Below are 12,993 nucleotides of genomic sequence, written 5' to 3' on the forward strand. Positions count from 1 at the left end.
ATTACTATGCCACTTCTTGTCCGGTAGAAGCTTCCCAAATTCGAAACCATTCTTCATCAGAAATCTGAACATGTAAGGAATCTACAGCAGATTGGATTCGATTTATTTTAGTAGATCCTATTACAGGAAGTATTCCTGAAGGATGTTTTAATAACCAAGCGGTTAATATCTGATCTGCTGAAACGTTATATTTATTAGATAAATCACTAACAACAGTATTGATTCTTCCAACACTATCCTCAGGGTTTTTAGCAAAAAACTTTCCTCCTGCTAATGTAGAATACGCCATAGGTTTTATTCCATATTGTATACATTGATCTAAAGAACCATCAACAAAAGGTGCTAGATGTAATGGTGAAATTTCTATCTGATTTGTTTGCAAAGGAAAAAAACCATGTAACATTTTAAACTGTGATGTTGTAAAATTAGAAACTCCAAAATGCAATACTTTGCCTTCAGATTTTAGCTGCTCGAAAGCTTCTGCAATTTCTGCTGGATTCATTATAGGACTAGGTCTATGAATCAATAACATATCTATATAATCCGTTTGTAAGTTTTTTAGCGACTGTTCTACGGATTTTATAATATAATCTTTTGTAGTTTTATAAGACTTAATAAGATTATCTGGTCTATTGGGAGTTACCAACCTAATTCCGCATTTGGTAACAATCTGTATTTTTTCTCGTAATGATTTATTGTTGACCAAAGACTCTCCAAACAAAGCTTCTGTAGTATAATGGCCATAAATATCTGCATGATCAAAAGTAGTTACTCCAACAGAAATACAGTCTTCTATTAACTGTAACGATTGTTCTGCACTAAGATTTGCGCCCCAAGTTCCCCAATTCATGCATCCCGCAACTATTCTGGAAAATTCAGGTCCATATCCTGAAACCTTTGTTTTCATAATACTATTAATTTTAAATATTTGGTTAGTGGTTAATTTTAATAATTTATTGCCTCATAAATCAACCGCTGAATCTCGGATCGAATATCATTAGAGATTAATTTTCGATTGGCAGAATCGGGAAATGTTCTATTACTCAGGAACACATAAATTATTTCTTCATCAGGATCCGCCCAGGTAAATGTTCCGGTAAAGCCACTATGACCATAACTATTCATAGATATACAACCGCAAGTAGGACCTATATCTCCTAACTGTGGTTTATCAAACCCCACTCCACGTCTTACTTTTTTATGACAGTAGGAACAGGTATTAAACTCTGCAATCGTTTCTGGAGAAATGTATTGTTTTCCTCCATAATACCCTCCATTTAAATACATCTGCATTATTTTAGTAACATCATTAGCATTGGCAAATAAACCTGCATGTCCACCAATTCCTCCAAACATTGCCGCACCTTGATCATGCACATATCCATGAATTATTTCTTTGCGATACGCCTGATCATTTTCGGTAGGAACAATACGCTTTTTATTGAATCTATTAATAGGAAGATATCCCATATTACTCGCACCTATTCCTCTGTAAAAATGTTGCTGAGTTAATGCATCTAAATTATTCCCATAATGATCCTCGATAAAAGATTTCATCATATAATAAGGAAGATCACTATACTTATAACTCAGTCTTTTTCGAAGTTCACTGTCTTTGATACGTAACATCAAAGAATCTTTCATATCACTTCTTAAATACAAATTACCTGTAACTCTAATGTTAAAATCGTCAGAGCGTTTATTTCTATAGTACTTTTTATCAGGTTTAGTAGTAACGCTATCCAAGGTCTTTAGAAAAAATGGAATCCATGCTCTTAAACGAGCATAATGCGACAACATAGATCGCACTGTGATATCTTTCTTATTAGAATCCTGAAAAGAAGGTAATAATTCACCTACTCTACTATCCAATGATAAAATCCCTTTATCTTTTAATTCCATTGTTAACGGTAGCGTAGCAAGAATCTTTGTCAAAGAAGCAAGATCATAAATATCAGATCCTTTGACTTTTCTAGATTTCGCATAGGTGTGGTAACCATAGTTCTTATTAAAGATTACTTTCCCTTTTCTAGCTACCATCAATTGCACTCCTGGAGTCATATTTTCTCTAAGCGCTATATTCACAACAGAATCGATACGCTGCAATTTATGGCTATTCATTCCAACCGTTTCAGGAATTCCATAAGCAAGTCGTTTTAAAGACCTTGTTCCCAAACCTGTTCCCAAAGGAAAATCCATTCCCAAACTAACTGGAAGTTTTCCTTTTGCTTCGATAGCACCAAAAAGTAGTTGTGCTGCCTTTTCTTGAGCAACTTTACTGTTTTGATATGACATCAAAATACCTTCGAAATTTGTAGTCGTCTGTAGATCTAACATTGCATACGGTCTGGAAAAAACACTAAGCACAGTATTATTAAGTCTAGCTATTTCGTATAGCCACACAAGCTCTTTATCCTTAAACTTGTAATCTTTCCATGGATTAGCATTTGATTTATGCAATCCTACAATAACATAATTATAGTTTTTAAGTTGCTCTAATATCTCCGGTAATTGATTTCCCTTTACCCAATCTACCTTGGTATACTTATTTAATTCTTCTAAAAAAACTTCGCCAGAATCATCACCTAAAGAAACATACGCAATTTTTTTCAGGTCTAAATTTTTAACTGGTAAAATAGCACGTTCATTTTTTAATAAAGTCAAAGAATTCTCAACCAGTTTATGGTGTAATACTTCATTAGCAATACTATTTAACTCTTCGATAAGATATTCTGATTGGATTGGTTTATAAGAATGTAAACCAACTTTATACTTAGCCATCAAAATCTTCTTAACCGAACGCGATAATCGTTTTTCTGTAATTTCTCCTGCGTAATACGCTGAAATAATTTTCTGTGATGCCAAAGGAACATCTTCGGATATTAACAAGATGTCATTCCCTGCTTTGAAAGCTGCTAGATCGATATCTCCGGGCGCTTTAAAATCAGAGGCTCCTTTCATATTAAGAGCGTCGGTTATCATCAACCCTTCAAAATTAAGACTATCTTGTAATATGTTGGTTACCACATTCTCAGAAATAGAAGATGGGTATCCTGACCTAGGTTCTAAACTTGGAATATTTAAATGTGCTACCATCACACTAGACAATCCTTCTTTTATTAGTTTGCGATAAGGATATAGTTCTACACTATCGATTCTTTTTTCATCAAAATTAATTGTCGGGAGTGTTTTATGAGAATCGCTATCGGTATCTCCATGACCAGGGAAATGCTTTGCACTTGCTAATACACCTTCTTTTTGCATCCCTTTCATAAAAGCTAATGCCTTTTCGGTTACATTATCTTTTTCTTCTCCAAAAGAACGATTTCCGATAATAGGATTCTTGGGATTGGTATTCATATCTACCACAGGAGCAAAATTTATGTGCACTCCTAATCGCTTACAATGCTTGGCAATTTGCTGACCAGTTTCTTCTATTAAGTTGTTATCCTGAATAGCCCCCAAAGTCATATTCCAGGGAAATGCTTTTGTAGAATCCAATCGCATTGCTAATCCCCACTCAGCATCCATTCCAATCATTAAGGGTATTTTAGAAAGCTCTTGATACTCGTTATTTAGTTTTGCCTGACGATTTGGACCGCCTTTAGAAAATATAATTCCACCAATATGAAATTCTTGGATTAACCTTTTGATCTTATCAGTTTCTTTCTTTGGTTTAGAAGAAAAGACATCCACCATAAAAAGCTGGCCAACTTTTTCTTTCAACGTCATTTTATTGTAGATACTATCTACCCAAAATCGCTGCCGATCCTGTTCATCCTTTACAACCAATGGACTAACCGTAGTATTTCCAACAACCTCTTCTACTTGTAAAGAATCGGTTTTCTTCTCATCTAATAGATCCGACACATTGAGAGTATCAGGTTGTTGTGAAAAAACGGATACTGAGAAAACAAAAACTAAAACAGAAAAATATCTTCTAAAAATACAACTCACTAATACTAATTTAAAAAACGGTTATGCCAACTATCTTTTGCTGGTACTTCCCAATCTGTTTTATATTCTGCTAAGTTTGTAACCAGATTGTTAAATACAATTGTATTAGGAGACACAGAGCGATTTTTTGCCATTTTTCTAAAATCTGTAAGAGACTTATAGGCAACAAACTCTCCCTGTTTATAAGAAACATTCATTTTATCCATTAAATCTACCTTATAATCGTTTTCTAACTTTTGAATAAAGTGGACAGAAGCATCGATAGAACATCCTGTCGCTTGATTTATATCTTGATCTAAGGCAATGGTAATAAAACGCTTATATTTTATATCAAAGCCAGCTTTAAGGTCTGCCCCATGGGCAGTCCATTGATTTATAAAAACCTCTAGCTTTTCTTGTATTTCTTCTAATTCCTCTTTTGTAAAAGATCTATTGGCCTGATATATCCAAACTCTCGACGTATCTGGCAATTCATTAAAATCTACTAACATCTACTTTCTTTTTATTCTATAAAATAACAAAAAGTATTCCTAATTGTTGCAACAAAAAAGAGTTAATATGAACAAACATATCAACTCTTTACTTATTTTTAGAAATCTTTAAAATTCTTTCTATAAATCTTGAGCATTTGCAATTAACTCTGCTACGTCCAACACTTCTATACTATCCTCTTTTTCTTTATTCTTAACCCCATCAGTCATCATAGTATTACAAAAAGGACATCCCGCAGCGATAATATCTGGTTTTGTTTCTAAAGCATCTTCTGTTCTTTCGATATTTACATCTTTATTACCCGGTTCAGGCTCTTTAAACATCTGTGCTCCACCAGCTCCACAACACAAACCATTGCGTCTGCTTCGTTTCATTTCTGTAAGTTCTACTTCTAATTTCTTAAGTAAATCTCTTGGAGCTTCGTATACATTATTAGCTCTACCAAGATAACATGGATCATGGAAAGTTATTCTTTTACCTTTAAACTTTCCTCCTTCAACCGTTAATCGTCCTTCATCTAAAAGAGACTTAAGAAATTGTGTATGATGCATTACCTCATAATTTCCTCCCAACGCTGGATATTCATTTTTCAAGGTATTAAAACAATGAGGACAAGCAGTAACCACTTTCTTTATTTCATAAGCGTTCATTACTTCTATATTAGTAACTGCCTGCATTTGAAATAAAAACTCATTACCAGATCTTTTTGCAGGATCTCCAGTACAGCTTTCTTCAGTTCCTAATACAGCAAAGTCTACTTTGGAACTGTGAAGTAATTTTACAAAAGCTTTTGTAATCTTCTTAGCTCTATCATCAAAACTTCCAGCACATCCTACCCAAAATAAAACCTCAGGCATTTTACCTTCGGCCATATACTCTGCCATTGTTGGCACCTTTACTGCTTCACTCATATGTTTTATTATTTATATACATCGTTTTTGTTAGAAAAGATGTCTTACAAAAATTTATTAATCGTGTTTTCCATCATCAAAAACCTCGATAGTAACTACTCTCTCTACTAGTTCTGTAAATTTACCAGTATATCGAGTAGCTTTTACTAAATGATTATCTATCCAATGATAGTTCCCACCTCTTGGTTTACCCATTAATAAGCTATGGTATTTGAATCCATGTTTATTTAACCAAGTTTCGGTAACCTCTCTATGCTCTTCTGTTCTAGAAGTAAAGAAACAAATAATATGTCCTTCATCATACCACTTATTTAAAGTTGCTAAAGCATCTGGAAAAGGCTCACAAGTAACCATACGCTCTGGTTCTTCGTTAGGAACATCTTCCGTAATTGTCCCATCAATATCGATGAGATAATTTTTAATACCTTCTGGTAACACTGGACTTATATGTTCTCCAGCTTCAATCTTTTCATGCAATAATTTCTCTACTTCTTCCTTCTTCATAATTTCTAGATTCTCTTAATTTTTAAAAGTTTTCGGTTAATAGTTATGGTTAATAATATTTAATTTTTACTCTTGACTCCAATTTAACCTGTCCATTTGGTTGAATGGCCATGGTGCTCCGTTATTTTCGATATTAGACATCATATTATTTAGGTCTGAAGGCGCAGCACTTTGCTCCATAACCAAATATCTTCTCATATCTAAAATAATAGACAATGGACTTATACTTACTGGACAAGCTTCTACACAAGCATTACAACTAGTACAGGCCCATAATTCTTCAGTTGTGATATAATCATTTAATAATTGCTTACCATCATCTACAAAGCTACCGTTCTTATCGATATTATCTCCTACTTCCTGAAGTCGATCTCTGGTGTCCATCATAATCTTTCTAGGCGATAACTTCTTGCCAGTCTGATTTGCAGGACATTCACTGGTACAACGCCCACACTCCGTACAAGTGTAAGAATTTAACAATTGTACCCAATTTAAGTCTGTTACATCGGAGGCACCAAATTTTTCAGGCTCCCCTTCTGGTTCGTCACCAGCTGGAGCTGCAAAGGGATCTGCATTTGGATCCATCATTAACATTACTTCGTTCGTTACCGCTTCAAGGTTATCCATTTGTCCTTTAGGATTTAAATCTCCATAATAAGTATTAGGAAATGCTAAAAGAATATGTAGATGTTTAGAAAAGTATAGATAATTAAGGAAAATTAAAATCCCAATAATATGCATCCACCATGCTCCTCTTTCTAAAAGAATTAAGGAACCTTCAGATATTCCATCAAATAATGGTGATATAAATTGACTTATTGGATATGCTCCTGCTTTTACGTAATGATCAGCTCCTAAATTTTGCAATTGTAAATCTGCAGCATTCATTGTTAAAAACAGGGTCATTAGAACAACCTCGAAATACAGAATTATATTACCATCATTTTTAGGCCATCCTTTTAGCGTTTTAAATCTTCGAATATTGATAACATTTCTTCTAATCCAGAAAATAAATACACTTACCAATACTAATAGGGCTAACACCTCGAATGAACCAATCAAAAAGTCATATAAACCTCCTAGAAATGCAAAAATTCTGTGTGTTCCAAAAATACCATCTATAATAATTTCCAGAACTTCGATATTAATAATGATAAAACCTAGATACACAATGATGTGTAGAATACCAGCAATTGGTCTCCTTACCATTTTGGATTGTCCCAAAGCGATACGAGCCATATTATTAAAACGTTCTTTTTTATTATCCGTTCGATCTACATCCTTACCCAATTTTATATTACGAATAAGCTTACGAACATTTTTTGCAAAATATCCTATTCCAGCGATTAGGATAATTACAAAAATGATATTTGGAATATATTGCATAGTTTAGTGATAGTTAGTTTATTGAATCTGCCGGTTTTACATAAGGTTTATTCTTTTTACCAAAAACCGAAATATTTACATATCTAGTAGGATTTAATCTAAGATCTTGAAGTAGTAATTCTAGTTCTTTACTAGCTCTATCCAAATTGTTATAAAGCTGATCATCCTTTAGTAGCTTCCCTGCTGTTCCTTTTCCGACTTCTAAATCTTTAGAAATTTTATCAAAATTTGCTAATACCGCATCTAAATCATTCACCAATTTACCAATATTAACCTTAGATAACGAATCTGAAAATTGATTTAAATTAGTGGACATTCTATCCAAATTAGATAGTGTAGTATTTAACTTTTCTTCATTACCAGATAAGATATTATTTAAAGAACCAGAAGCTCCTTTAAAATTTCGAACAGTAATACTTAAATCTTTGAAGATAGAGTTTAGATTATTTTTATTGTCTACTGATAATATTCCGTTTACCGAAGTTAAAAGTGTATCTGCATCTTTAATTGCAGATTCGAGCTTTAACTGCAAAGGAGTAAGTTGTTCATTTACCAATTCCAACAACCCAGCTTTTACCCTACCAGGTAATGTGTCTTTATCTTTTGCTTCTTTTCCTGCTTCGTAAATTGGGTTAATAGCTAAAGACTTGCCTCCAATCAGATCACCACCATACACCATAGCTTCACTATTTCTGGAAAAAGAAAAATCGCTACTTACATTAAATTCTACAATAAGATTACCTTTGGTATCTGCGAAATTGATAGAAACAACCTTTCCTACAACTAATCCATTGATGGTTACTGGAGAGGAAGGTATTAGTCCCTCCACATTATCATATACCGCGTAAAATGTTCGATCAGATTCTAAAAGGTTCTTTCCTTTTAAAAAACTATATCCAAAAATCAGAAGGGCTATAGCAGATAATGCTAAAATTCCAGTTTTAACTTCTCGAGTAAATTTCAAAATAGCATATATTTAGGACACAAATTTAGAATAAAAAATATACTTCCAAAGATTATTAACGAACGATTTATCAGTATTTATTTAGATTAATTCGATGAAGTATTAGTTTTCAAGGCTTCACTTAGCGGAATTATCTCATTATCCTTAAACGCAACAACGAAACAAGATGTATATCCCTTAGCAACAGCCACATCTTTTAACTCCTTGATTAAATTATAATTAGGTGTATTTCCAAAGTAATATTTATAAACCTCTCCAAACTGAATTTTTGATAACTGATCCAGTCCATTGAAATTTTTTGGATCTAAAACTACATCGTTTGAGCCAGCTTCAATTTGCACTTTAAATGTTATTCCATCATATAATTCTTCATCAACTGCTTTTACTATGGTATCATTGGTGACTACCTCTGGAGTTTTTGGTTCTGGAACATAATAGGTTTCATCCAGACTATCCTTGTAATCAACTATAGACTTAATGATCGATTTTGCCATATCATCTTGTCCTTTTTTAGAATTTAGATATTTGCCTTCTTTATCATTGGTTAAAAAACCTAGCTCCACTAATACACTTGGCATATATGTCTGATGTAATACTACAAAACCAGCTTGTTTTACCCCTCTACTCTTTCTTTTTAAAGTATTCGTAAATCTTTTTTCTATATAACTCGCCAAAATTAAACTTTGATCCAGGTATTCTTCTTGCATAAGCGTAAGCCCTATAATGGATTCAGGAGAATTAGGATCAAAACCATCGTAATTCGCCTCATAATTGTCTTCCATCAAAATAACGGAGTTCTCTTTTTTGGCTACGTTAAAATTTTCATCATTGGCATGTAATCCTAAAACAAAAGTTTCTGTCCCATATGCTTGAGATCTATGAGAATTACAGTGAATAGAAACAAAAAGATCAGCTTTTGCTTTATTAGCAATCCTTCCTCTTTCATGAAGTTCGATAAATTTGTCGGTCTTTCTTGTGTATACTACTTTAAAACGATCGTCTTTTTCTAATGCAGCTCCTACAGCTAAGACCACTTTTAATGCGATATCTTTTTCCTTATATCCATTCCCTCTATTTCCTGGATCATCACCTCCATGACCAGCATCTAAAGCCACGATAAACTTTTCTGTATTTGTGTCAGAAATTTTGGACATGAAAGCAAATCCAGAGGACACCATAATTAGTGCTACAGATACAATGCTATATATAATTTTCTTTTTCATAATTATCAAAATTATCCCTTAGCTTGAAACATTCCCAAATTGTTTCCGTATTTAGTATAATAATTCTAAAATCACAAGGTTAATGATCTTGGAATTTAATCGACATAGTTTCTTAAAAAATAACATTAGAGTATCGTATTTGATAGAAATATTTATTTTTTTCTCAATTACAATCTCTACATAAAAAATATATGTAATTTTGGCACTTCAAAAACTAAGCCATAGTTTTACAAAAATAGGATATAAACCATTGCAAACAACGGTACGTAACATACTTTATTCACTAAGTTTTTCACTATTTTGTATTTGTTATACAACTGCACAAGAGTTTGATAAAACGACGAAGAAACCTATTCAATCTCCAAAGGATTCTATTACCTTACCTAAAAAGGATATCGAACCTAAGACGGAACTCCTTGAAAATGAAAAAGATCAGGACACTGTAAAGAAAGATAGCGTAGTAGAACCTCCACAATTATTGACTGATAAAGTTACCTACAAGTCCAAAGATTATATGAGATTAAGTCGTAGAGAAAACAAAATGTATCTCTACAACGAAGCAGAAATTATCTATGGAGAAATGCAAATAAATGCTGGATTGATCATCGTAGACAATTCCAAAAACGAGGTATATGCCTATGGTATTAAAGATTCTGTAGGAGATTATACACAAACACCCGTTTTTAAACAAGCACAAAATGTAGTTGAACCTGATTCTATTCGATTTAATTTTGATACAGAAAAAGCTCTTATATACAATTCTAGAACCAAACAAGGTGAAATGAACGTAAAAGGTGAAGTTTCTAAAAGAGTTAATGATTCTGTTATATACATGAGTAACGTAAAATTTACTACTGCAGAAGATGTAGATAATGCAGATTATTACTTCTATGCCAGAAGAATCAAACTTGTACCAAAAAAGAAAATTGTAACAGGATTGGTAAATATGTTTATCGCAGATGTACCAACTCCTTTAGGATTACCTTTTGGTTATTTCCCTTTACAAGAAAAAAGAACTTCAGGATTTATTATTCCAAGTTATGGTGAAGAAAATAACAGAGGATATTTTCTACAAAATGGTGGATATTATTTTGCGATAAGTGATTATGCAGATCTTACGGTCACCGGTGATTATTATACAAATGGAAGTTATACATTATTAGCCGAAACATCGTATGCCGTTCGCTACAAGTATAGGGGTAATCTGAGATTTCGGTTTGAGAATAACCTAACTAGCGAACGAGGTTTTCCTGACTTTGCCCAGAGAACTACCTATAACATCCAATGGACACATTCGCAGGATGCCAAATCCAATCCGAACTCTAGATTTTCGGCATCTGTAAATTTTGGTAGTAGTGACTTCTTCCAACAGTCCACCAATCAGTTAAATACAGGGAATTTCTTGAATAACCAGTTGAGTTCATCCATCTCCTATTCCAAAACTTTTCAGGGAGATCCCCAGGTAAATTTAAATGTTGCAGCAAATCACAACTCTAATACAAATACACAAGAAGTTAACCTATCGCTACCTAATGTTAATGCAAGTGTTTCAAGGATATTTCCTTTTGCTCCAAAAGTTGGTGTAAAAAAAGGTATTATTCAAAATATCAACACCCAGTATAATTTTAGAGGTGAGAACCGTATTACTACCAATGATGATGATTTGTTTACTGGAGATATGTTTAACGATGCTAGAATTGGAATGCAACATTCTATTCCGATTAGTACCAACTTTAAAATCTTTAAGTATTTAAGTGCTACTATGGGTACAAGTTTCCAAGAAAATTGGGTGTTCGAAACCATAGAACGTAGTTTTGATGCAGATGCGAATGATGGTGCTGGAGAAATTGTAAATGATACTATTGCAGGTTTTGATGCTTTTAGAACCTATAATTTCTCTGCGAGTTTAGGAACCACGATTTACGGAACATTCAATTTTAAGAAAGACAAAAAGATACAAGCTATTCGTCATACTATGAGGCCTAGTATTAGCTATAGTATTAACCCTGCCTTTGATCAGTTCTATACTACATATAGTAGACCTATAGAAGACGATCCAAGTACAGCTGAAATAGAAGAAGGTTTTGAAGATATTGAATATTCTAGATTCGAAGGTGGATTCTTTGGTGCACCTAGTAATACTTTTTCAAGTAGTATTGGTTTTGCTTTAAGTAATAACTTAGAAGCCAAAGTGCGGAGTAAAGACACTACAGATCTAGAACCGAAGAAAGTAGTTTTGCTTAACAACTTAAACTTTAGAACTGCATATAATATTGCTGGTGACTCTTTACAATTAAGTCCCTTGTCAATAACAGGAAACATTCCTATAATTCAGAATAAGTTAGACATTAACTTTAGTGCAGAACTGGATCCATATGCATTAGATAATAATAATCGTAAAATTGATGTTTGGAATATTGATAATGGAGGTAGTCTTTTTAGATTAACCAGAGCTAGTGCAAATTTTGGATATTCTTTTTCTAGTAAAGATTTTGAAAAAGGCCAAACGAATGAAGATCCGCTCACAAACCAGACCTTACAAAATGGTGGGCGACCAGATAATTTGTTTGGAGGAGGAACAGATTTTAGAGAAGAACAAAGTTATCGTCAAAAAAGTAAGGATACTGAGAAAAAGGACGTACAAAATTATAACTACAAAATTCCCTGGTCTTTACGACTATCTTACACTGTTAATTATAGTAATAATGCTCGACAAAATGAGATATCCTCCCACTCGATTATGTTTTCTGGAGATGTAGAGTTAGCTCCTAAATGGACCGTTGGAGTTTCATCTGGGTATGATCTAAAAAATCCTGGTTTTACTTTTACTAACTTAAGATTTCAGAGAGATTTGGATAGTTGGAATCTTAGTTTCAATTGGATTCCTTTTAGCGAAAGGACTTCCTGGAACTTTTTCATAGGAATTTCTTCTTCTGTTCTAAGTGATATCAAATACGATAAACGTAGAGAACCAGACAGGCAGCTTTAGGTTTGAGGTTTGAGGTTTGAGGTTTGAGGTTTGAGGTTTGAGGAAATTATTTGAAAATATTACAAAATCAAAATAAACAATAACACTTTACACATCATGAAAAAAATCATCACGACTTCCAAAGCACCTGCGCCCATTGGACCTTACAGTCAAGCTATTCTAAACGGAAATACTTTATATACTTCTGGTCAGATAGCTATTAATCCTACTTCTGGAGAATTGGTTACAAATGATATCAAAGAAGAAGCAGAACAGGTAATGCAAAACCTTAAAGCCATTTTGGATGAGGTGGATATGACTTTTGAAAATGTTATTAAGACAACAATTTTTTTAAGTGATATGAATAACTTTACGAAAGTAAATGAGGTATACGGAAATTATTTTAACGAAGATACTGCTCCGGCTAGAGAAACAGTGGCTGTAGCTGCACTACCAAAATTTGTAAATGTTGAAATTTCGGTAATTGCTGTAAAATAAGACTTTAATTAATTTTGAGTCGTCCTAAAATAGGTTGACAATTTTACAAGATTTTATTTAATCCCTTGAAGCTAGCTTCAAGGGGTTTTT

10 protein-coding genes are annotated in these 12,993 nt (G+C 33.2%); 2 read left to right on the plus strand and 8 right to left on the minus strand.

The annotated features are described in order from the left end of the window. Positions 1 to 4: 4 nt before the first annotated feature. From Q1B37_RS23760 to Q1B37_RS23795, 8 genes are all read right to left on the minus strand, one after another. On the minus strand, positions 5 to 907 hold the full coding sequence (locus Q1B37_RS23760; RefSeq protein ID WP_299903228.1) for an aldo/keto reductase family oxidoreductase: 903 nt from the start codon (positions 905 to 907) through the stop codon (positions 5 to 7). Positions 908 to 945: 38 nt separating this feature from the next. Continuing rightward, on the minus strand, positions 946 to 3,957 hold the full coding sequence (locus tag Q1B37_RS23765) for a glycoside hydrolase family 3 N-terminal domain-containing protein (protein ID WP_299903230.1): 3,012 nt from the start codon (positions 3,955 to 3,957) through the stop codon (positions 946 to 948). A 5-nt stretch (positions 3,958 to 3,962) separates the two neighbouring features. Then, positions 3,963 to 4,448, minus strand: coding sequence for an ABC transporter ATPase (locus tag Q1B37_RS23770; RefSeq protein ID WP_299903232.1), 486 nt, complete (start codon positions 4,446 to 4,448; stop codon positions 3,963 to 3,965). Positions 4,449 to 4,568: 120 nt separating this feature from the next. Next, positions 4,569 to 5,360 (minus strand): (Fe-S)-binding protein, encoded by a 792-nt coding sequence (locus tag Q1B37_RS23775; protein ID WP_299903234.1) that lies wholly within the window; start codon positions 5,358 to 5,360, stop codon positions 4,569 to 4,571. A gap of 57 nt (positions 5,361 to 5,417) precedes the next feature. After that, on the minus strand, positions 5,418 to 5,864 hold the full coding sequence (locus Q1B37_RS23780) for a phosphoheptose isomerase (RefSeq protein WP_299600578.1): 447 nt from the start codon (positions 5,862 to 5,864) through the stop codon (positions 5,418 to 5,420). A gap of 66 nt (positions 5,865 to 5,930) precedes the next feature. Then, a complete protein-coding gene (locus Q1B37_RS23785; RefSeq protein WP_299903236.1) occupies positions 5,931 to 7,250 on the minus strand; it encodes a (Fe-S)-binding protein in 1,320 nt (439 codons plus the stop codon). Between the two features lie 13 nt (positions 7,251 to 7,263). Next, positions 7,264 to 8,214, minus strand: a complete 951-nt coding sequence (locus Q1B37_RS23790; protein WP_299903238.1) for an MlaD family protein — start codon at positions 8,212 to 8,214, stop codon at positions 7,264 to 7,266. Positions 8,215 to 8,300: 86 nt separating this feature from the next. Then, positions 8,301 to 9,437: an N-acetylmuramoyl-L-alanine amidase gene (locus Q1B37_RS23795; protein ID WP_299903240.1), complete on the minus strand. Its 1,137-nt coding sequence runs from the start codon at positions 9,435 to 9,437 to the stop codon at positions 8,301 to 8,303. Between the two features lie 199 nt (positions 9,438 to 9,636). Here Q1B37_RS23795 and Q1B37_RS23800 point away from each other — a divergent pair, with 199 nt between their 5' ends. Both Q1B37_RS23800 and Q1B37_RS23805 read left to right on the plus strand, forming a co-directional pair. After that, positions 9,637 to 12,426: a putative LPS assembly protein LptD gene (locus tag Q1B37_RS23800; RefSeq protein ID WP_299903242.1), complete on the plus strand. Its 2,790-nt coding sequence runs from the start codon at positions 9,637 to 9,639 to the stop codon at positions 12,424 to 12,426. A 96-nt stretch (positions 12,427 to 12,522) separates the two neighbouring features. Then, positions 12,523 to 12,903, plus strand: coding sequence for a RidA family protein (locus tag Q1B37_RS23805; RefSeq protein ID WP_299903244.1), 381 nt, complete (start codon positions 12,523 to 12,525; stop codon positions 12,901 to 12,903). The last annotated feature ends 90 nt before the right edge of the window (positions 12,904 to 12,993 follow it).

It is taken from the genome of uncultured Aquimarina sp., assembly GCF_947492965.1.
Lineage (GTDB): Bacteria > Bacteroidota > Bacteroidia > Flavobacteriales > Flavobacteriaceae > Aquimarina.

Bases quoted from the DNA above. Each gene is read 5' to 3' on its own strand.
- Q1B37_RS23760 (WP_299903228.1), bottom strand. From the start codon at position 907: ATGAAAACAAAGGTTTCAGGATATGGACCTGAATTTTCCAGAATAGTT.
- Q1B37_RS23770 (WP_299903232.1), bottom strand. From the start codon at position 4,448: ATGTTAGTAGATTTTAATGAATTGCCAGATACGTCGAGAGTTTGGATA.
- Q1B37_RS23775 (WP_299903234.1), bottom strand. From the start codon at position 5,360: ATGAGTGAAGCAGTAAAGGTGCCAACAATGGCAGAGTATATGGCCGAA.
- Q1B37_RS23780 (WP_299600578.1), bottom strand. From the start codon at position 5,864: ATGAAGAAGGAAGAAGTAGAGAAATTATTGCATGAAAAGATTGAAGCT.
- Q1B37_RS23785 (WP_299903236.1), bottom strand. From the start codon at position 7,250: ATGCAATATATTCCAAATATCATTTTTGTAATTATCCTAATCGCTGGA.
- Q1B37_RS23795 (WP_299903240.1), bottom strand. From the start codon at position 9,437: ATGAAAAAGAAAATTATATATAGCATTGTATCTGTAGCACTAATTATG.
- Q1B37_RS23805 (WP_299903244.1), top strand. From the start codon at position 12,523: ATGAAAAAAATCATCACGACTTCCAAAGCACCTGCGCCCATTGGACCT.